Annotated in this window: 16 protein-coding genes and 1 pseudogene; 9 read left to right on the forward strand and 8 right to left on the reverse strand. The window is 62.3% G+C overall.

Annotated features, from left to right (window positions below):
- Positions 1 to 3 precede the first annotated feature (3 nt).
- Positions 4 to 276, reverse strand: coding sequence for an ABC transporter permease subunit (locus tag QNO18_RS25260; protein ID WP_283180196.1), 273 nt, complete (start codon positions 274 to 276; stop codon positions 4 to 6).
- 624 nt (positions 277 to 900) lie between these two features.
- On the opposite strand from QNO18_RS25260, the gene QNO18_RS25265 reads away from it, so the two are divergent.
- From QNO18_RS25265 to QNO18_RS25295, 7 genes and pseudogenes are all read left to right on the forward strand, one after another.
- The gene (locus QNO18_RS25265) at positions 901 to 1,467 is read left to right on the forward strand and encodes a hypothetical protein (protein WP_283180197.1); all 567 of its coding nucleotides are present in this window, start codon (positions 901 to 903) and stop codon (positions 1,465 to 1,467) included.
- Positions 1,468 to 1,631: 164 nt separating this feature from the next.
- Positions 1,632 to 2,786: a hypothetical protein gene (locus tag QNO18_RS25270; RefSeq protein WP_283180198.1), complete on the forward strand. Its 1,155-nt coding sequence runs from the start codon at positions 1,632 to 1,634 to the stop codon at positions 2,784 to 2,786.
- A 358-nt stretch (positions 2,787 to 3,144) separates the two neighbouring features.
- The gene (locus QNO18_RS25275) at positions 3,145 to 3,660 is read left to right on the forward strand and encodes an RNA polymerase sigma factor (protein WP_283180199.1); all 516 of its coding nucleotides are present in this window, start codon (positions 3,145 to 3,147) and stop codon (positions 3,658 to 3,660) included.
- A gap of 97 nt (positions 3,661 to 3,757) precedes the next feature.
- Positions 3,758 to 4,771 (forward strand): FecR domain-containing protein, encoded by a 1,014-nt coding sequence (locus QNO18_RS25280; protein WP_283180200.1) that lies wholly within the window; start codon positions 3,758 to 3,760, stop codon positions 4,769 to 4,771.
- Positions 4,772 to 4,895: 124 nt separating this feature from the next.
- Positions 4,896 to 7,436: a TonB-dependent receptor gene (locus tag QNO18_RS25285; RefSeq protein ID WP_283180201.1), complete on the forward strand. Its 2,541-nt coding sequence runs from the start codon at positions 4,896 to 4,898 to the stop codon at positions 7,434 to 7,436.
- 71 nt (positions 7,437 to 7,507) lie between these two features.
- Complete coding sequence (locus QNO18_RS25290) at positions 7,508 to 8,125, forward strand: biliverdin-producing heme oxygenase (protein ID WP_283180202.1); 618 nt, start codon at positions 7,508 to 7,510, stop codon at positions 8,123 to 8,125.
- A gap of 608 nt (positions 8,126 to 8,733) precedes the next feature.
- A pseudogene (locus QNO18_RS25295) lies at positions 8,734 to 9,673 on the forward strand (integrase core domain-containing protein); the annotation flags it as partial.
- Between the two features lie 460 nt (positions 9,674 to 10,133).
- On the opposite strand, the gene QNO18_RS25300 reads toward QNO18_RS25295, so the two are convergent.
- On the reverse strand, positions 10,134 to 11,201 hold the full coding sequence (locus QNO18_RS25300) for a ParB N-terminal domain-containing protein (protein ID WP_283180203.1): 1,068 nt from the start codon (positions 11,199 to 11,201) through the stop codon (positions 10,134 to 10,136).
- Positions 11,198 to 12,508, reverse strand: a complete 1,311-nt coding sequence (locus tag QNO18_RS25305; protein ID WP_283180204.1) for an AAA family ATPase — start codon at positions 12,506 to 12,508, stop codon at positions 11,198 to 11,200. The genes QNO18_RS25300 and QNO18_RS25305 overlap by 4 nt, the downstream gene beginning before the upstream one ends.
- A 416-nt stretch (positions 12,509 to 12,924) precedes the next feature.
- Between QNO18_RS25305 and QNO18_RS25310 the strand changes: the two genes are divergently transcribed.
- A complete protein-coding gene (locus tag QNO18_RS25310; RefSeq protein ID WP_283180110.1) occupies positions 12,925 to 13,587 on the forward strand; it encodes a hypothetical protein in 663 nt (220 codons plus the stop codon).
- A gap of 527 nt (positions 13,588 to 14,114) precedes the next feature.
- Here QNO18_RS25310 and QNO18_RS25315 read toward each other — a convergent pair.
- From QNO18_RS25315 to QNO18_RS25335, 5 genes are all read right to left on the reverse strand, one after another.
- Positions 14,115 to 15,155, reverse strand: coding sequence for a hypothetical protein (locus QNO18_RS25315; RefSeq protein ID WP_283180111.1), 1,041 nt, complete (start codon positions 15,153 to 15,155; stop codon positions 14,115 to 14,117).
- Between the two features lie 552 nt (positions 15,156 to 15,707).
- Positions 15,708 to 17,339 carry an IS66 family transposase gene (locus QNO18_RS25320; protein WP_283178871.1) on the reverse strand — a complete coding sequence of 544 codons (1,632 nt, stop codon included), beginning with the start codon at positions 17,337 to 17,339 and terminating at the stop codon, positions 15,708 to 15,710.
- A 58-nt stretch (positions 17,340 to 17,397) separates the two neighbouring features.
- The gene (gene tnpB / locus QNO18_RS25325) at positions 17,398 to 17,748 is read right to left on the reverse strand and encodes an IS66 family insertion sequence element accessory protein TnpB (protein ID WP_283178872.1); all 351 of its coding nucleotides are present in this window, start codon (positions 17,746 to 17,748) and stop codon (positions 17,398 to 17,400) included.
- On the reverse strand, positions 17,745 to 18,158 hold the full coding sequence (locus QNO18_RS25330) for a transposase (RefSeq protein WP_283178873.1): 414 nt from the start codon (positions 18,156 to 18,158) through the stop codon (positions 17,745 to 17,747). Before QNO18_RS25330 ends, tnpB begins: the two co-directional genes overlap by 4 nt.
- 175 nt (positions 18,159 to 18,333) lie before the next feature.
- Positions 18,334 to 19,104: a helix-turn-helix transcriptional regulator gene (locus QNO18_RS25335; protein WP_283180112.1), complete on the reverse strand. Its 771-nt coding sequence runs from the start codon at positions 19,102 to 19,104 to the stop codon at positions 18,334 to 18,336.
- Positions 19,105 to 19,202: 98 nt separating this feature from the next.
- Between QNO18_RS25335 and QNO18_RS25340 the strand changes: the two genes are divergently transcribed.
- A complete protein-coding gene (locus QNO18_RS25340; protein WP_283180205.1) occupies positions 19,203 to 19,718 on the forward strand; it encodes a DMT family transporter in 516 nt (171 codons plus the stop codon).
- Positions 19,719 to 19,779: the final 61 nt, after the last annotated feature.

The raw sequence follows: 19,779 nt of genomic DNA on the forward strand, positions 1-19,779 counted from the left end.
CTCTCAGTCATCGAATGCGCCAAGCCCTTCGGCGATGAGGTTGGTGGAGATCACCAGCGACACAATCGCGAGGGCGGGGAAGGTCGCCACCCACCAGATGCCTGCCGTAAGGAGCCCATAGGATTCGGCCACCGCAAGCCCCCAGTCGGTTGAGGGGGGTTGCAGGCCGAGGCCCAGAAAGCTCAGCGTCGAAATGGTGAAAAACGCATAGCCAAGACGCGTCATCGCCTCGATCAGCACGACCTGACGGATATTGGGCAAGATCTCGCGAAACATCACGCCAAAGGCGGATCACCATATCATCCTCGACATAGCCCGCCGAGGTCAGCAAGAGCACCTCAATGTCCCGAAAATCCAGTGTTTCTGGGTGGTCGAAGTCCATCTGCCGGTCTGCTTTGTCCGCCCGGCCAGCGGTCATGGCCGGCAAGCCGAGGGCCTGCCCCCTTCGGCGATTTTTGACGCGAGGTCAGCAAAAAGGGCGCGAAATTGCGCAGCCAGCCTGTCCGATGCGACCTCATACACAAACCCCTGTCTCCGGACGCCGGGGAAGGTCAATGCGGCATGGCGCTGCGGCCCTGCCCCAGATGGCGGTTGCGGTCCTGGTGAGCAAGGCAATTGGGAATGCTGAGCGTTACATTGGCAAAGGCGGAACCGGCACGCAGGCGCGTCATGGGTGGCCGCAATTGCCGCAGGCAAATCGGCCTTCATGCCCTCGGCCGGCCTTTCCAGACTTTCCGTTCTGGTCTTCAACCTCAGGCGCTTAGGTCAGGGACGCGCACCATTTCCACGCCTGGAATAGCACGCGGGTCTGTGCGACAGTGGTATCTGACAGCTGGTATCGCACCATTGCCCCAGGCCAGTTTGCACGGCAGGCAGAGATGGTCATAAGGGGACAGTGCCATGTGGCCCAGCGGGCAGAAAACCAGGCAGACCCATTTCTGGCTGGCTGATGACGATGTCAGCGCCATCAGTGAGGCGTTGCAGCGCGACGTGCCCGGAATGATCTGGCAATGTTCGCATATGATGCCAGATGTGCCGGCGCATGAATTTGCCGCGCTGAATGATGCGCTGAAATGCGGTGACGAAAGCCCGGTGAGCCGTCAGGCCTTCGCACCGCTTACCCCGTCAGCCCTGCAATTCCATGTCTGCCGCCCGCAGGTGCTGAAAGAGGCGCGCGACGGATATGCGCCGGACTATGTTTTCCCGCCAGAGATACGGATGGTCCGTTGCGGCAGAATGGCTGTGCGATGGGACAGCGGCGACGCTGACGAGGCTTTTACCAGGCGCCTCGGCGCGATCTGGAAAGCGATGCAATGCTGCACCCTGCCTGCGAAAGTCGATAGTCTGAGCGGCAGAGCCTTGTCGGGTTTCCGCATCGGTCCTGCGATGCTGGAGCAGGCGAGGAGCGAGGGGCTGTACCTGCAGGCCAATGGTCCGTTCTGCCGTCCGGCGGCGCGCAGGGCGTAACGCCGCCGTCGACCGCAGCTATGGCTCAGGGGTCGACTTGCGTCCCGCGCCGCCCTTCTTATCTCGCGCCCTTTTTTGAACGCGGGCAATGGTTTCCCGTACTTGCAACCCGGAGAGGTTGGCCGCAGCCTTTCACCCGACTTCACGGCAACAAGGGGATAGTCATGGCATTCAGACACAGAATGATCAGCGCCTTGATCGGCATGGCGGCGATGACATGGCTTCCGGCGGCGGCCAGTGCCCGAGAGGATGCCGATCTGCGCGCCCTGATGGCGCTGTTGCCTGCTTCTGTCTTTACGTCGGCAGAGCAGGGCTATGTCGAGTATATTGGCCTCGCACAGCTTGTGGAGAATGCCGGCTCACTCTCGTCAGAGCAGCTTGCCAGTCTTGCCTGGGGCGCGAACATACGGCCAGTTGCGGCTCTGGGCGCGGACCCGGCGCTGTTTCGCGCCAGATCCGGGATCGGGTTGCACGATCTGCGCTGGCTGGCCGGTTTCGGACAGGCGCCGCAGGAAATCTCGCTCTGGGGGTTCCCGGATGCGTCTGCCGCTCAGGGCGCATTTGACGGCCTGGCCGACCTTGGCTTCGCGCGGGCCGGGTTTCTGCCCGGTGTGCTGGCAAATGGCGATCTGGGCGCGATGGACTTTGCCCGCTCTGATGCGGCGGATCCCTGGCGCGGCCCGATGGGCAGAACCTCCACAGTCACTTTGCGTGACGCGGCCCTGCTGCAAGCCGCAACTTCGGCCGATTTCGCGCCTGTGCTTGGCGCGTCAACGACCGCCCTTGAGAGCGATGCCGGACGTATCGCTCTGGCCGGGGTCGAGTATGAGAGCGAGGGCGTGATCCAGGCCCTGATCCTGTCGCCGCTTGCGGTGGGGGCTCAGTCTGTCGATCCTGCGTTTCTGATCGGCAAGACCCAGCAAGAAGCACAGGCCGCATTCGAGGCCGAAGTCGCGAATATCTCCGCAGGGCTGCCGCTTTATTCAGGTGCCATTCTGGCCGAGGTCGTGACGCCGTCCGGCGCGCAGGCCGTTCTTTCTCTCGCCTATCCAAGCTGCGCCGAAGCGGAAGAGGCGCTCGCGCGGGTCCCTTTGCTTTGGATCCTGATGAACCCGGCCTATGTTCCCGCAGCCACCAGACTCACGGGCCAGATCGTTGACGCGGCCCCCGGCTGCGCGGCGCGGATCGTGCTCGCCCCGGCTGAGGACAGCGAGGCTGGCAACCTCCCCGTCCTGCGTTCGGTTGTGACCGGCATCCAGTTCCGCGATGTGGCGATCCTGCGTATCGGTTCCGCGCCCGCTGCGGCAGCGGCTGACTAGCCGCCACCCCGGCAGGTATCTGTCAGCGTTCCAACCTTCGGGCGGGTGGATTTCTGTGCCACACGTCGAATGGCCGCTTAGCGGGCATACTGTCGCACAGCACTCTCGCTCTGCGACCGGCGGCTATGGGCCGGCAACCGTGGCCCACCCCTTTCGAACTGACGCGATGTATTTTCCGACGGCAATCAATGCGCCGCGCATTGCGGATCTGCCGTTATTTTTCTAATCAGGGGCAGAGCCATGTAAGCTCCGTCTTGCGGAGCGGCACAGCCAGAGCATCGGGAAGCACAGGCACAACCTCCGCCCCTGCGGCTTCCCATCAAGCATCGCCAGGCTCGGCCCCCGTGGTTTCCGTTCCATGTCCAACACGCTGGATACGATCTTTATTGCGCAACGGCAGGCCCTGACCGGCTCTGTCCTGCGGCTTGTGCGCGACAGGCAGGTGGCGACCGATCTGACCCAGGAAACCTATCTGCGGGCGCATAAGGCGGCACAACAGCAGGAAATCATCCATATCGAGGCCTTTCTGTTCCGCACCGCGCGCAATCTGGCGCTGGATCATCTGCGCAGGAGCCGCTTGCGCCAGACCGCAGCGCCGTCGGATCCGGAAGCCGACAGCGTCGCACAGATCCCCTCCTGCGCGCCCACCGCCGAAACCGTGCTGATAGACCGTGAAAACCTGCGCCAGCTGACCGAGGCACTGCGGCAACTCCCGGAACGGGTGCGGACGGTGGTGCGGCTCAGCCGGATCGAAGAATGGCCAAACAAGCGGATCGCGGCGGCACTGGATGTGTCTGAGCGGACGGTGCTGAATGATCTGAAACTGGCAATGATGCATTGCCGCGATGTGATGGCACGGCGGGGGCGAACATGACGCATCACCCTCCTTCCCCACGTTACGGGTTTCTTTGCGCTTTTCCGGCGGTGAAACGTCAATACCAAAGTGGCACAGGCAATCATCGGATGACCCAATGACACGAGAAAGACAGGAAACAGACAGCGGGGCCTTCACGCATGAGGATCCGGTGGCCGATCAGGCGCTGGACTGGTTCGTGAACCTGCGCAATGAGGCGCCCTCTGCCCGGGCGAGCCAGGCCTTTGCGAACTGGTTGGCCGAAGACAGCCGTCATGCTGATGAATTCCTGCGGCTTGAGGACATGTGGGGCGCGCCCGGGTTTCGCGATGCCGTTCTTGCGGCGGCACCTGCGCAGTCCGACGTCATCGGGCTGCGTTCTGCCGGTCGCGCTGCCGGTCGGGCTGCAGGACGCAGCGCCTGGACGCGTATGGCCCGCGCACTTGTCGCGGCAGCGGCGGTTTTTATGCTGGCTTTGGGGATCTGGCAGGGGCCGCATCTGTGGCGCATCTGGCATTCGGATTTCTACACCGTTGCCGGTGAACAGGCGAATCTGACCTTGCCGGACGGATCAACAATGATCCTCAACACGGCAAGCGCCGTCGCGATCGATTTCGCGGATGGACGCCGGGAGATCCGGCTTCTGGAAGGTGAGGCCTGGTTCGGCGTTCTACCCGATACGTCGAGGCCGTTCCGCGTGACCGGGCAATATGGCACTGTCACCGTGACCGGGACGAAATTCAGCCTGCGGCTTGGCCCGGATCATGACACGGTCCTGCTGGAAGAGGGCCGGGTCGAGGTTGCGGGCTCCGCCGCGGTGGCACCGCCGGTCACGCTGGAGCCGGAACAGATGATTTTCCTCGGGCCTTCCGGCCTGTCGCAGGTGCAGGCGGCCGACAGTGCGAGCGCGCTTGCCTGGCGTCAGGGGCGGATCCTGTTCGACGAGACCCCACTCAGCACCGTCGTCGATGAATTGCAGCGCTATCGCAGCGGGACAGCGATGGTGGTGAATTCCGCCGCCGCCGGCATGGCCGTCAGCGGCAATTACCGCCTTGATGATGTCGAGACCGCAATGCGGATTCTGGCCGAGACCGGCGGGCTCAGCCTGACCAGGATTCCCGGGGGATCATAATTCTTCGTTAAACACTCAACTATTTTTTCCGTTTCACGCATCCGAAACGTCATGCCTCTGAAGGGCCCGGGGATCCACATCGGAAACCACGTGAGCGGCCCGTGACCTGCAAAGGGATAGGGACATGACTGCACCGCATTTTTCCGGCCAGAGGCCAGCGTCACGGGCCAAAGGCTGGTTTCTTCTGACAACGATCCTCTGCTGCCTGGCGACAGCGCCGGCACTGCGGGCCGAAACGGAGGCCCGGCCCGGTATGGCAGAGAGCCGGTTTGATATTCCGGCGCAACCGCTGCCCTCGGCGCTTGCCGCCTTCATCAAAGCAACCGGCTGGCAGCTCAGCTACCCGTCCTCGGCGGCGCAGGGCAAGATGTCACCCGGGGTCCGGGGGGCAATGTCGCCTGCCGAGGCGCTGGAACGCCTGGTTGCCGGCAGTGGTCTGGCTGTGCACCAGGGCGGCGCCAATGCGGCGGCCCTGGTCGAACTGAGCCGTGACCAGGCGGCCGCTGATGGATCCGTCATGCTGGGCACCATCGTTCTTGGCGGCGCCCAGGCGGCGGATGCGGCTTTCGCCACCCCGGGCTCGGTCAATGTGATCACCACCGAACAGATCGACCGTTTCACCACCGGCACTGTCGCCGATGTCTTCAAATCGGCGCCCGGCGTGATCTCTGCCGGCAACCGCGTCGGCCCATCCGTTGACCTCAACATCCGCGGACTGCAGGGACAGAGCCGGGTCAGCGTCACCGTCGATGGCGCGCGCCAGACCAGTGGCAGCTATCGCGGCTATCGCGGTTCGCGCAACGAGACTTATATCGACCCCGATTTCATCGCGGGAGTTGATATCTCGAAGGGCCCGTCTGCCGGAGCAGGCGGCGTTGGCGCGATGGGGGGCGTGGTCAATATGACCACGATCAATGCCGCGGATGTGCTGGCGCCCGGCAAGGATCAGGGTTTTCGCCTGCGCTTCGGCACGGCATCGAATTCGGTCGGCGCCCCGGCCGCCGGCACTGAGGCCGGTCGCAGCGGCGGTAACAGCTTCAACGGTGACGCCTGGAACGGAAGCGTCGCATGGGCGATGAAGCGCGAGAATTTCGACCTGGTGCTCGGGGCCTCGCGACGCAGGTCAGGCAATTATTTCACCGGCTCGCATGGCCAGGAGAGCTACAATACCGCGGCGCATGGCACGCGGCTGCCAAGAGATCGCCCGATCTCGGTCTATGGCAAGGACAGCGAGGTTTTCAACACCTCGCAGGATGTCGCGACATATCTTGGCAAGGCGACCTGGACCTGGGGCGATCACAGCCTGCGGCTCAACGTCTCGCATTATCGCAATGTCTATGGCGAGACCGATGAGACGATGCTGAATTTCGGCCTGCCCGGCAGCATCATCTATATTCCGCCCAGCGAGTTCATCCACAGCAAGACCACGACGAAATCCGTGGGCCTCAGCTACAGCTACACCCCCGACAACGAGCTGATCGACCTGCGCGCAAGCCTCTGGGCCACCGAGGTCGATACCACCAGCGGGGTGATCCGTGCCCAGCTTGGCGGCACCGGCGAGACCAGCAACCGCACCTTCGGCGGCGATATCACCAATACCTCGCATATTTCGACCGGGGCCGGTCTGTGGACCATGAGCAACGGCATCGAGGCCGTTCTGGAACGCGGGCGCAGCGACCAGATCACACTGGTCTATCCCTGGGCCACCAGCTATCTCAGCGCGAACCCGAATGCCAACCGCCAGCTCGCAAGTTTCTTCCACAAGAGCAAACTTGAAATCAATGACTGGCTCACCCTCTCGGGTGGCTTTCGCTATGATTACTACAGTCTTAAAGGCAAGGGTCTGACAGCCGGGCTGGGCGATCAGAGCCGCAACCAGCTGAGCAGGAATTTCGGCATCACCCTCGCGCCGCTCGAAGGGATGCAGATCTTCGCCACCTATACCGAAGGCTGGCGCCCGCCAAGCCTGAGCGAACAGGGCGCGTTCGGGGCGGGTTCCATCACCATCAATCCGGATCTCGAACCGGAACGGGCGAAGAATATCGAACTGGGCGTGAATTATGCCCGGGACGGGCTTTTGCGCGACGATGACCAGATGCGGGTGAAGTTCGTTCTCTTCCGGAATGATTACGAGGATTACATCATCCGCAAACGCGCGCCGCTCAGCACTTATACCTGGGGCAATATCGAAAAAGCGGCGTTCCGCGGCGCCGAACTGACGCTGAATTACGATACCGGCGCCTTCTTTGTCGAAGGCAATGTCACCCATTACAGCAAGGTCGAAATGTGTGACGCCAGGACATGTGGCTTCACCACCGGGGCCACCGATTACGGCATCGTCAATATGCCGCCCAGGACCAGCGGGTCGCTGACGGTCGGCGCACGGATGCTGGAGGATCAACGCCTGACACTCGGCCTCAGGGCCTGGCATACCGGGCAGCGCTACAGCGGCTATATCATGCCGGCCGGCGCGGTGAACCCCCCGACCTATTACACGAAAAGCACCATCCTCGATCTGTTCGGCTCTTACCGGGTCAACGAGACCTCCTCGCTGGATTTCAGTGTCGAGAACCTCACCCACCGCTTCTATATCGAGCCGCTTTCCGCCACGCCCCAGGCCGCACCCGGCCGCACGGCGCGGGTTAACTTCACCATGAAGTTCTGACCACCTTCCCCGGGTTCGGGCAGCAGCAATTGCCCGGCCTTTCCATCCCTCACTCTCCGGCAGGCATGATCTTGACCCTTCACGACACACCCACCGCATCTGAACCCACAGGCACATATGGCCGTGCCCGGCGACTGCGCGAGGCCACCCATTCCACCCATGAGCGCCTTGACGCCGCGATCATGGCCGCGCGCCCATTTGAAAGCGTGCAGAATTACGCGCGGTTTCTGAAGGTGCAGTCAGGCTTCCACCGTGATGTAGCGCCGCTTTACCAGGATCCGGCGCTGCAACAGCTCTTTCCGGGCTTGGCAGGCCGGTCCCGCTTTGCGGCGGTTGCGGCCGATCTTAACGATATCGGTCTTGCCCTGGCCGACGATAAGACCTTGCCTCCTGCAGGAGAGGGGATGGATCTGCCCGAGGCGCTCGGCTGGCTCTATGTCGTCGAAGGATCGAACCTTGGCGCCGCGTTTCTGTTCAAGGCCGCGCTGAAAATGGGGCTTTCCGCCGATCATGGCGCCCGCCATCTCGCCGAAGCGCCCGAGGGGCGGGCCGCCTCCTGGCGTCGTTTCAAAGAGGCCCTTGACGCCGTCGCGCTGAGCAAAGCCGAAGAGGCCCGCGCCATCGCCGGCGCAGAGGCCGCCTTCCACCGGGTCAGAAGCCTGGTTGCTGCCTTTCTGGCGCCTGTATAAAGCTCTGCCGCCAAGGCGATCATCTGCCCGGCGGGGCCAGGACCGTCGCCGGGTTTACGCTGCGTAAAGGCATCACGCAGCTGCGCCTGACCCTCCCTGCACCCTTCCGGCCGGGAAACTGCTGCGGCCGCAGAGAGCGCGAGACGCTTGCACCACAGGATGAAGACCGGATCTCCAGACCCGGCGATCGGATCCAGCGGAGCCAGAGCTGACCTGGAAAAAAATATCCGTATCAATATCTTCCAGCCTCACGGCCAGCCGGACCCATCGCGGCAGGGCCGGAGGATTTTTGGGTGTCAGAGAAGTTTTCACAGCACGGGGCACTCGGGAACGCTGACATGATACGGCGCTTTTTACTATCTATTTCTAAAATATAAGCCGCACTCGTCTATTAGATAATACGATCAATAATGTTGCATTATCGGATATAATCGCATCAAGGACGCGGCCTCGACAATGGACGCATCTCCCCAAGGGTGCGAATCTTCTTTGCCCTCATTGTGACCTATTCTGACGGCGTCTCAGCTAGTTGTTATTCGTGCTGACCTGCCCGCCTGAAATCCCATCGGACTGATATCGCGCCTGCCCAACGTGAAGCAGCGGGTGAGATGCAGCAAAGCCCTTTCACTGAAGCGCAGATTATCGGGATGATCAAAGATCAGCAGGCGGCCTTGCTGACGGCTGAGCTGTGCCGCTGCATGGGCTCTGCCCTGCGACGTTCTGCAAGCTGGATTCCAGCGATGGCGGGATGGACCTGTCAGGCATAAAACGCCTGAGGCAGTCAGAGGAGGAGAACACGGGGCTGACGCGCCTGGTCGCAGCTGTCATCCCCGACAATATCGTGCTGAAGGCTCTGCCGGGAAAGCCCTTATGACGCCGGTGCAACCGTAGGACGCGGTGTTGCGGGCGTCGAAGACAATGCCGGTGAATGCCAACGGATCTGGTGAATCGGCTACGTCCGGTCCGTCAGCGCCGGGCCGGCGTCCTGAACGGTGTCGATCTGAGGAGCGTAAGGCGAGCGGCGCCGGTTTGGCCATCGGCGCAGGGGTGTGATGCCGCAACATGTGGGCATGGTGATGAACGATAAGATGCTCTGCCGCATCTGCCCAAAGAAGGACTATCGGAGCGCCGGCGTCGTGGGCGCAAGCTGGCCCTTATCGCCGACGCCAGCATCTCGAGGACAAGGGTGGCGCAGGAAATTGATGCGCTGGTCCGGATCCATGGCAAGCCCGACTGCATTATCTCTGACAACGGCGTCGAATGGCGTCACATCCGCCCCGGCAAGCCGCAGCAGAATGACTGCATCGAGCCCTTCGACGGAAGTCTGCGCGACGAATGCCACAACGAAGATATCTTCAGCAGCCTCGTTTATGCCCGCCGCAAGCGGGCCCTGCGGCAATACGACGACAACCCCGTCAGGCCGCAGTCCTCGCTGTGCAGCCAGACCCCGGCAGATCGTAGCGGACGGTTGAGCTGTTTAATGGCTGCACGCCCGGCTCGTTCGCCACACACGAGACCTATGCCTATCAATCCCAAGCGTTACCGCTATGCACGAGGGACGAGCCGGGGGCAGATCAGGAGCGGTCGCGCGGGACCGCTATCCGATGGGCTCTCCTTGTGTCGTTTGCCTGCAAGCCTGTCAGACCAGATGTCGTGTCTCTGTCCTCCCCCTCCCGCCCCCGGAGCGACAAGGTCAATCGCGCTTACATCATCCACCGCATCTCGTCAGATAAGCCCCGGAGCACTTTCGGCGCGCCGTCCCGATGCAGGCTACGAGGGGCGCACCATGACGTGGCCGCGTGGCTATCATTATTGCCTGAGGGAAGCGGCAGCCCCTGCGGAGCATAAGGGGCAGGGTTCGCATCGGCACCGCCCCCCTCGCCCTGCCCTTGCATTATCGGCCGGTAACCCGATCGCAGGCCCCGGTTACCGGCCGGTAACAAATAAAACGGGCGACCCGATGGCCGCCCGCAAAATCCCCGAATTCCCTTGGTACCCTGCCCCCGGATCAGTCCCCTGAGGAAAGTGCCGCGTGAAACGCCTTTACCGCCCGCTCCAGCACACGACGCTCGACTGACGCAAAATCGACTGCCGCCTTGATCCGGAACTCTCCTTTTCGCGCCGTAACTTTCGACTCGCCGACGTGGAACTCAAACTTCTGGCGCTCCGCCGCCTGAGGCTGCGAAAGCCGCGCGCGCGCGCCCTCTGGCGCTCCCAAAAAGGATCGCAGCACCGCCGTCTGATCCTCTGCGGATGAAACAGCGGCAAGCCTGCCACGCAGATCGGCCACGCTATCCTCACCCAAAGACACAAGTCGGCGTGCGACATCCACACCCAGATCGCGCGGCACCGCCTTGGGAAAGATGAGCGTCTCGCCGAGGCTGCTGACCAGCGTAACAAAGCTGCGGATATAGGCGCGCTTGACCTTGTGCAGCGAGCGGAACAGCCGCGACACCGCCTCATCCGTGCCATTGATCCCGGCCTGCGGGTCCTGTGCCAGCTGCACAGCAATCTGCGCCATTTCCGCAAAAGTCAGATCTTGCCGGATGACGTTCTCTTCCACCATGTCGACATAAAGCTCTGCCCGGTCAGGGCCAGCGACTGTCACGCGGGCCAGGATGGTCGCAAAGCGCGGATCGCTGGTTTCCGTTGACAGCTGTCGCAAAGCGGTCAATCGGCGCCAGCCGGTCTTCAGCTGATAGACCCCGGAGGCATCGATAAAGACATCGACCGGCTCACGCTGGCCCCGCTCGCGCAGCGAGGCCTTCAGCTCATCCATCTCGTCGCCGGTGGCCACCAAATCCAAATCAAGCCGGTCACGCGGCAGCGCATCACTGGCAATCTGATCCAGCGGCAATGCCACCAGCACCCTGCCCTCTTCGCGTGCTGCCCGCAGTTCTTTGGCATCCGTCGCATTCTGGCGGCGCTGCTCAATCAGACCCTCGCTGGCCTCTTGTGCGCTGGCCGCGCTCTCGCGCACCGCAACGCCCATCGGGCCCGGCTCACGGCTGCGCCGCGTTGGCGCGGACGGCAGATCCGACGGAGTGATCCCGAAACGATTGCCCTTGCTGGTCACTTCCTGGCCTCCTTTGCGGTATTGCGGGCCTTCCAGGACGCAAGAACGGTAAGCTTGAATTCCTGATAGGCATTGTCAAAAGACAGCCGGGCACGTTTCCAGGTCTCGCGGGTCATCTCACGGTAGTCCTGTTCGTAGACCGACATCTGGAACCTGCCGGATTGTTCGACGGCGCGGGTCATTTCAATCGGGCTCTGGCAAACATCCGCGCCGAACACGTTGCGGAACGCCTCCAGCATCGCGGTATGCAAGGGGTTGGCGCTCTCAAACCGTGTCATCAGAAGCCTCACATCGAGGAAAGCCTTGGGCAGGGTGATCCCTGCATCCGATGCGATCTTCTCAAAGCCGACGCTGATCTCTTGCAGCGCATCCCCCAGCTGGCCGAGGAATGACGTGGTCGAGTCATATTCCCAGTACCCCGGCCCCGACGGGATGTAGAGCACGTCTGCCGCAAAGGCCGCGTTCAGCGACTGGTAACCGATGGCGGGCGGGCAGTCGAAGATCACAAGGTCATACTGGTCTTCAGGCAGTTCATCGAGGTAGCGCGCGACACAGCCAAAGAATGACCAGGCCTTGTGCAGAGAGCGATACTGGGCACTGGCGAATTCAACAAAAGCTGCGTTGGCGCATGAGGGGATGATGTCGATTGTGGGCCAGGAGGTATTCTGAATGAAATCCTGCGCCCGCATCAGGCCGATTTCCTGCACATCTTTCGGCAGCTCATCTGCGGCGGGGTAGGGGCAGTCTGCCGGGTCGTCATAGGTTTCCATGATGCGGTCGGCCTCGCGGCACAGATCACGGCACATGATGCCCCAGACCGTGTTCCACTCTTTCACCTCAACCAGACCCATCGAATGTGTCAGCGTGGCCTGCGGATCAAAATCGACCACCAGCACGCGGTAGCCATCCAGCGCCGCCGCATTCGCCAGGTGCTGCGCCACGACGGTCTTGCCGACCCCGCCCTTGAAGTTCGATACAGCAACTCTCAGCGCGCGGCCCTTTGGACGCTCGGGCAACATTGCGCGGCCCCGAAAGCGGATGCGACGCCGCAGCTCATTGATCTCTTGCAGCGAGAACCAGCGCTGCCGCCCGTCATCCTCGACCGTCCCCTGTGGCAGCGAGGGATCTTCGGCCAGCTTCTTGCGCAACGTGTCAGCAGGCACATCGAACATGAAGGTTGAAATCTCCCAGATCGAGAACGGCCGCAGCGTTTTCACCTCTGATGGTGAAAAGGTCGCCCGACGCACTGCAGCCTGTTGCGCAAGGCTGCGCTCGTTCATGTCCTGCAAATAGCTGTAATCGCGCATCTGAAACTCGCGTTGTTGTTCGTTAGAACGTGAATAGCGCGAATTTCAGATTGTGCCAAACAGGAAAAGCGCAAATTCCCGTTCTTTGCGCCGATTCGCTCAAGAAAGCGCCGGCTTTATGCGCAAACTCTATATTTGGTGACAGAATACCCCGGATAATCCAGAATTTGGTGACACCCGAGGCGAGATAGGGTGACACTAAAGACGTCACCCTATACCTAAGATACCTGATTTCTTTAAAATTTCTTGATAGGTGAAAAATCCCGTCTTCGAAAAGCATTTGACAAATAACGGGATCGTGTCAGTTTGAGATCCAAGAAGGAATCGGAACAAATCCGGCAGATGGGCAGTATCATGCAAAGTCACCGATTGACCGGCCCGGGGCAGGTAGCGAGAAATATGATCTTCTGACAGCAATGGCCGTCAATGGCCTTTCTGCCGGTGGCACCCGTCAGGCGACAATGATGCGGCTGATTGCGCTGGTCACGGCACGCTATAACTGGGCGGCGGATGAGGTCACGATCGGGCAACGCGAGATGGCCGCGCTCTGGTCGGTGGATCAGCGCACTGCCAAGCGAGAGACACGCAGGCTGATCGACGCCGGATTGCTTGAGATCAAACGGCCAGGTGTGCGGGGCAGGGTGGCCTCCTATCGTTTGTGCCGGGCAGAGATCTACCGCCAGACCGCGCCGGGCTGGGCAAGTGTCGGGCCTGATTATGACGCGCGCATGTCCGCGCGCCACATCGCGCCCGAAGAGGCGCAGGCTGCGGCGGAGGTGAGTTCGCCCAAAGTGGTGCAGGTCGATTTCGGAACCCGACCTGTGGCGCTGCCGAATTCGGCGCCATGGGACAAGGTTCTGGCGCGACTGGCGGCTGATCAGCCGGGCACTTATGCGGCCTGGTTCAGCCAGCTGAAGGGCGGCGAGCCCGGCCACGATGGAACATTGCGCGTTGTTGCGCCGTCAAGATTCCTCGCCGTCTATATCGCAAGCCGGCTTATGGTGCCTTTGGAACGGGCTGTGGCCTATGGATATGGGTGCAACCTGCGCTGCAGCGTCGTCACTGAGGATCAGGCCTGATTATTTCGTAAATCTTCCATGGCTTTGAGTATCTGCAAGGCTTGTTCACAGGAAGCACTGCTGAAAAGACAGAGGCCGTTTTGTAGGGGCCTCGCCAGGCTGGCAAGATCACGTGCGCATTTGCAATCGCCGCCTTCCAGCCTGAGCATCATCCCGGCTTCCCCGAAGTGATCGCAACAAGTGATGGGCAGCATGCAGTTTATGGTGCCACCCTCAGATTGTTACATGCGGCGATTTGGCTTTGTGATCGATGACGCACAACATGCCGCTTATGATGGACAACCGCGCTTCTAAGGCTGGAGCAGAAGGGGCGTGTCGGCGGTGCTGCATATCCGGGGGCGGTTGATCCGGAAGATCTGGTAAATGCGATAGGACCCGGGCAACCAGGCATCGAATCCCGGTATTCTCTCAACTGATTTCAATGGGGTTCGTGTCTTTTACAGAGCGTTGAAATGCCACCGCCCGCACAACGGCGGGCGGGGTTCCGATGGGGGGCTGGTAAGTCCGAAGAGAAGCTCGGGCGTCATTCAGCTGAGGGTATCGTCTTCCTCAAACTCCTCGACACCGCGCAGCTCGGCAGGGAGCAGCGCGGGCGGGGCCATACCGCCGAAAGGATCCATGAACAGCCTCTCGATCAGCGCTGCGCGGTGGGCATTGCTGTCGGCAAGGATCAGGATCTCGTGACTGTCCTGGTCAAAGCGGGCTTCACTGATCTCACCGGCATCGCGCAGCCGTTCCAGCTCGGTCAGAACGGCATGGGTATAGTCGCGCAGCTCGACCGGATCTGCGGGGCTGGCAGAGATCTCGTCAAACCGCGCCATATGGGCGAAGGCGAAAAGCACAAGCTGCATAAGTGCGTCACCCGCTGGCGCGCCACGGTTCAGGCGATCCGCGACAAGCGCCTCTCCGGCGGAGGTCAGCTCTATGCCCAGGGTGACGAGGAAATCCCGCAGCCCTTCCAGCAGATCAGGGTCGAGCGATGCGCTCAGCTGTGCGGCCTGGATCGCCATCGGCACGCCGCCGATATCATCTGCATAGCCGGCAGGCACCGGGCGCGGACGGGTCTGAACAGGATGCGGTGCCTCGATGGCCCTGGCGGCGGGCCGGGGATCGGGTTCTGGGGACGCCACCGGCGTTATCGGTGTGGGGTCGGGCACCGGTTCAGCGACCAGCCCGGGTTCCGGTTCCGGCAGGGCAGCCTCCGGCGCGGCCCCGGCTGTCAGCAGGACCGGATCCAAATGCTCAGCCGGTGTTTCGCCGGTCTCCTGCGACGCATCGTCCTCTATCAGTCCGGGATTCGGCGCAGGTGATTCCACTGGCACCGTCAGCGGCCGCAGCACCATCTCGCGCCGCCTGCCAAGGAGCCAGCCGAACCAGCCTGGCTTTGTCTCATATTCCTCGACCAGGCCTGCCGCTTTCAGCCCGACCAGCAACCGCGCCACGTCGAGTCCGCGCCCGCGCCCAACGACCGACAGGCGGATGCGCGGGACCGGGCCTAATTCGGCATGGAGCTTTTGGATCAGGGTCAGCAATTCCTGCTCGGCGCAGTCGCCTGGTTTCTCTTGCATGATGCCCTCACTAGAGATCGGGCGCAGGAAATCGCAGATTGCCGCAGACTGGTCAACGGCAAGTGAAGCCGGTCGCAGATCAGATCCTGCCAGGTGGCTTCCTGACTGCCGGTTCGAGACCCGCGCAGCGGCATCTGCCTGCACAAGAAGGTCGCTATATGAATCAGCAGCGCGGGGCGCGGGGGGCAGACCTTCCTGTGGCGGCGAGGCATGGCGACATTCACCATAATCGGGCACCATAATCGGGCACCATAACCGGGCACCAAACCGGGAACGCCAGGTTTTGCGTACAGCCAGCGGAGTATAAGGCGCCCGGGAAGAAACCCGTCATCCATTCTGTGGCCAGGGATGCGGGGACGTTCAGCATCAGGGGGCGTGCGGGTTATCCAATCTGAGGGCGCCGACGCGCAGCGGCGCTGACAATATTATTGCAGGCCTTGCGACCACCGAAACCCGGAAGCGCCGGCAAGGCTCCCCGCCCGACAGCAGCCGGCATCGCTGTCTGAAACGCCACTGTGCAGATCCAGAGTAACCATCCGGCGTAGGCCGCAGTTATGCGGCTTTGGCGATGGGGCTGCGCTTCCATTTCCAGGGGAGCAGTTCCGGCAGGCGCGACACTGGCATGTCGGGGAGTCGTGCCAGGACATCGGCCAGCCAAGCCTGAGGATCGACGTCGTTCATCTTGGCGGTGACGATGAGGGAATACATGAAGGCGGCGCGTTCGCCGCCCCGGGGCGAACCGGTGAAGAGCCAGGCTTTGCGGCCGAGGGCGATACCGCGCAGGGCTCGTTCGGCTGAGTTGTTCGTCAGGCAGATGCGGCCGTCGTCGAGGAAGCGGGTGAAGGCGTCCCAGCGGCCGTCCTGCTCGAACATGTAGTTGATGGCCTTGGCGACGGGGTTGTGCTTCGACATCCGGGCGCGCTCGGCCCGCATCCAGTCGTGCAGGTCTTCGACCATCGGGCGCACCAGCCTCTTGCGGGTATCTTGGCGCGCTTCGGCGCCCATGCCGGTGATCTCGCGCTCGGCATCGAAGATGGCATCGATGCGTTTGACGGCTTCCAGCGCGATGGGCGAGATCTCTTCGGCGACCGATCTGCCCTTACGGGCGGTGGCCTTGATGTCGGCCAGTTCGAAGAACTTCCGCCGGGCGTGGCTCCAGCATAGCGCGCTGAACACCGGCGCGGGTTTGCGGGCCGCATCGTAAACGCCGTTGTATCCGCCATAGGCGTCGGCCTGCAGGATGCCGGTCCAGCCCGCCAGATGCCGGGTCGGATGTTCCATCCTTCGGTCGGTCGAGAAGTAATAGAGCGCCGCAGGTGGTGCCCCGCCTGCAAAGGGGCGGTCATCGCGCAGATAGGTCCAGAGCCGGGCCGTCTGCGTCCCGCCCTTGGCCATCAGTGGCACGGTCGTATCATCCGCGTGTAGTCGTTCGGCGCCGAGAACATGGGTGCGGATCAGATCGTGGATCGGCTGCAGCGCGACGCTGCAGGCCCCGACCTGGTCGGCCAGCGTAGACAGGCTGATCTCGACACCTTCCTTGGCATAGCGTTCGGCCTGCCGGTTCAAGGGCTGATGCTGGCCGAACTTCTCGAAGAGCACCATCGCCAGCAGGTTGGGGCCGGCCCAGCCCCGAGGCGTGGGGTGGAAGGGGGCCGGTGGTTGGCTGATCTTCTCGCAATCCCGGCAGGTGAACTTCTCGCGGATGGTCTGGATCACCTTCCACTGCCGGGGAATGACCTCCAGCGTCTCGGTGATGTCCTCGCCCATCTTCACGATGCGCGTCGACCCACAACAGGTGCAGGAGGCCGGGGCTTCGACCACCACGCGCTCCCGCGGCAAATGATCGGGAAACGGCTTGCGGGACGGACGGCGACGTTCGAAAGCCGCAACTGTGGTCTTCGCCACGGCGGCATCCGTCTTTGCCCGATCCTGCCCAAGGTCCGTCTCCAGATCCTTAAGCTGCATCTCGAGTTGTTCGATCAGCCGGGCGTGGCGTTCGGCGCTGTGGCCGAACTGCTCGCGGCGGAGTTTGGCGATCTGGAGCTGCAAGTGCCGGATCATCACATCGGAGGCGGAAACGACGGCGCGCGCCTGTATCAGTTCATCCTCTGCAGCAGCAGTGCGCGCCTCTGCCGCAGCGAGGGCAACACGCAGGATATCGATCTCCGAGGGGGTCTCCGACATGCGAAGGCCTACCACAGGGATGCAAAACAGTCCAACAAAACAAAGGATTTTGGGGCTGTCAGCCCGCCGAGGCAGGCCGCTGCGTCCAGCGCGGATTGCGCCAGTCGATCCCCTCGAGAAGATAGCCGAGCTGCGCCGCCGAGACAGGAACGGCAGCGCCGTCCCGGCTCACCGGCCAGATGAACTTCCCCGCCTCCAGGCGCTTCAGATAGAGCGACATGCCGACCCCATCGTGCCACAGCACCTTGATCAGATCCCCCCTGCGCCCGCGAAAACAGAAGATCTCGCCACCGTGTGGGTCGCGCCCCAGCCCCTGCTGCACCTTCAGCGCCAGGCTGTTCATCCCGCAGCGCATGTCCGTCACCCCGCCCGCGATCCAGACCTTCGCCCCAGCCGGAAACGCGATCATGCCCGGTCCAGAACCTGCACCAGACGCGCCAGCAGCATCGGATCGATGGCGGCGGCGACCGCAAGCCTGCGCCCGTTGGCCAGCGTGATCTCGACGTGGTCTTCGCGGTCGGAGGTCGGCTCGGTGGTAGATTGGCGGCATGCCGTGCCAGCAGTATCCGAAGCAACCTGCACCGCAAGAAACTGCGGGCGACTGCCAGCGACAAGTTGACCGGACCGAAAATCCCGACGCCACCGCGTCAGCAGTGCCCGCGAAATCTCGTAACGCCGAGCCGTCGCGGCGCATTGCCGAAAACCCCGAAGGCTCTCTTCGACAATCCGAACCTTCTCGGCATCCGTCCATTCCCGCCGCCGACCTTTGTCGACAACCGAGAGAACCTCGATCTGTGATCTGAACTTAGGGTCATCCATAAGGTCAGCGTCTTAGCCGACATCAGTCCCCTTCATCAGACGGCCCTCACCGGATGGATACGATCCATCTTCGCTTCCGTCCTGTGGATCGTTTGCCCCAGGGCGGCTTTGGACAGTGTTTCGGCAATTGCCGAAGAAGCCAGCCGCGCGTCTTCAGGCGTGGCAAAGGGCTGCGCTACCGCCCAACATATCGTGCAGGGCTATCCCCCATAATCCCTTTGAACATGGCGATGAAGGCAGAGGCGGTCGCATAGCCAAGATCAAGCGCGATGGTCTCGACGCTTACATCCTCCTGCAGCATTGCGATGGCGCGAACCGCACGCTGCCGGTTGCGCCATTCGGTCAGAGACATTCCCAGATCTCGTTTACACAGCCGAAGCAGCGTCCGTTCACTCAGCCCAAAAGATCGGGCAAGTGTGGCGGTGCTTCTCCGATCCGACGGAGTGTCGTGCAACGCGGCCAGCAGCCGTTTCAACGCGGGCTCGTCGCTGTCAGGCAGGAAGCTCTGGGTTACCGGGCAGCGCTCCATCTCATCGACCATCACGCGCAGCAGTCGGGCTTGCTGCGCTGTGTCATCGAAAGAGGCCAGTTCCAGTCGGTCGAGCATTGCCCGGAGCAAAGGGGTTACGCGCAGGGAAACCGGCACATCGGGCATTTCTGCGCAAAGGGACTGATCGATATAGATCGAGACATGCACCGTGGCCTTGCGATTATATCCGACCTGATCGGCCCCTGCAGGGATCCAGAAGGCCATATGAGGCGGCGCCAGCAGCACCTGGCCGCCGGTTCGCAACTCGGTCACGCCACTATAGGAATAGACGAACTCCCCCCAGGGGTGTCGCATGAAAGGATAAGTTCCGTTATCCGGCATGGCTTCGACCCGAAACCAGATCGGCGCTGGCAGGGTGACATGTCCCGGCGGCTGGCGGAGATGCGGCGGTTGCATGATTGGCAGATTCCCGGAATGGAATGGCGGATAATCACTATATGCACCAATATCGCCAGAGGTAGACAAGGCAAGTGCTTTAACGAACGGCTCCTTCCATGAAACGACCGATTGACCTTACGGCCTTTGGGCTGATGATCCTGCTTTGCCTCACCTGGGGCCTGCAGCAGACCGCGATGAAACTTGCAGCCCCGGGCATCGACCCGATGCTGCAGATCGGGCTGCGCTCCGCCATGGCGGCAGCCCTTGTCTTCGCCATCAGCCGACTGATCCGCCGCGACCGCTGGCGGCCCCGCATTTTCCTGGGCCCGGGCCTGCTGGCAGGCACGCTCTTTGCGCTGGAGTTTCTGCTGGTGGCCGAGGGGCTGCGCTGGACCACGGCATCGCATATCGGGGTATTCCTTTATACCGGGCCGATCTTTGCCGCCATCGGGCTGCATTTTGCCCAGCCGGATGAGAGAATGGCGCGCGTTCAGTGGCTGGGGGTGGCGATAACCTTCACCGGAGTGGCGGCGATCTTTCTTTTGCCAGAGCTGCGCGGCAATCAGCCCCTCGCGCCGTCGATGATTGTCGGTGACCTGCTTGGCCTTGGTGCCGGTATTGCCTGGGGCTGACGACGGTCGTTATACGCACCTCGCGCCTTGCCAATGCGCCTCCGGCCCAGACGCTGACAAA

Source organism: Gemmobacter sp. 24YEA27, from assembly GCF_030052995.1.
Taxonomy (GTDB): domain Bacteria; phylum Pseudomonadota; class Alphaproteobacteria; order Rhodobacterales; family Rhodobacteraceae; genus Pseudogemmobacter.

Excerpts from the sequence above, each read along its gene's own strand:
- QNO18_RS25260 (WP_283180196.1), bottom strand. The coding sequence starts at position 276 with ATGTTTCGCGAGATCTTGCCCAATATCCGTCAGGTCGTGCTGATCGAG.
- QNO18_RS25265 (WP_283180197.1), top strand. The coding sequence starts at position 901 with ATGTGGCCCAGCGGGCAGAAAACCAGGCAGACCCATTTCTGGCTGGCT.
- QNO18_RS25270 (WP_283180198.1), top strand. The coding sequence starts at position 1,632 with ATGGCATTCAGACACAGAATGATCAGCGCCTTGATCGGCATGGCGGCG.
- QNO18_RS25275 (WP_283180199.1), top strand. The coding sequence starts at position 3,145 with ATGTCCAACACGCTGGATACGATCTTTATTGCGCAACGGCAGGCCCTG.
- QNO18_RS25280 (WP_283180200.1), top strand. The coding sequence starts at position 3,758 with ATGACACGAGAAAGACAGGAAACAGACAGCGGGGCCTTCACGCATGAG.
- QNO18_RS25285 (WP_283180201.1), top strand. The coding sequence starts at position 4,896 with ATGACTGCACCGCATTTTTCCGGCCAGAGGCCAGCGTCACGGGCCAAA.
- QNO18_RS25305 (WP_283180204.1), bottom strand. The coding sequence starts at position 12,508 with ATGCGCGATTACAGCTATTTGCAGGACATGAACGAGCGCAGCCTTGCG.
- QNO18_RS25310 (WP_283180110.1), top strand. The coding sequence starts at position 12,925 with ATGGCCGTCAATGGCCTTTCTGCCGGTGGCACCCGTCAGGCGACAATG.
- QNO18_RS25315 (WP_283180111.1), bottom strand. The coding sequence starts at position 15,155 with ATGCAAGAGAAACCAGGCGACTGCGCCGAGCAGGAATTGCTGACCCTG.
- QNO18_RS25320 (WP_283178871.1), bottom strand. The coding sequence starts at position 17,339 with ATGTCGGAGACCCCCTCGGAGATCGATATCCTGCGTGTTGCCCTCGCT.
- tnpB (WP_283178872.1), bottom strand. The coding sequence starts at position 17,748 with ATGATCGCGTTTCCGGCTGGGGCGAAGGTCTGGATCGCGGGCGGGGTG.
- QNO18_RS25330 (WP_283178873.1), bottom strand. The coding sequence starts at position 18,158 with ATGGATGACCCTAAGTTCAGATCACAGATCGAGGTTCTCTCGGTTGTC.
- QNO18_RS25335 (WP_283180112.1), bottom strand. The coding sequence starts at position 19,104 with ATGCAACCGCCGCATCTCCGCCAGCCGCCGGGACATGTCACCCTGCCA.
- QNO18_RS25340 (WP_283180205.1), top strand. The coding sequence starts at position 19,203 with ATGAAACGACCGATTGACCTTACGGCCTTTGGGCTGATGATCCTGCTT.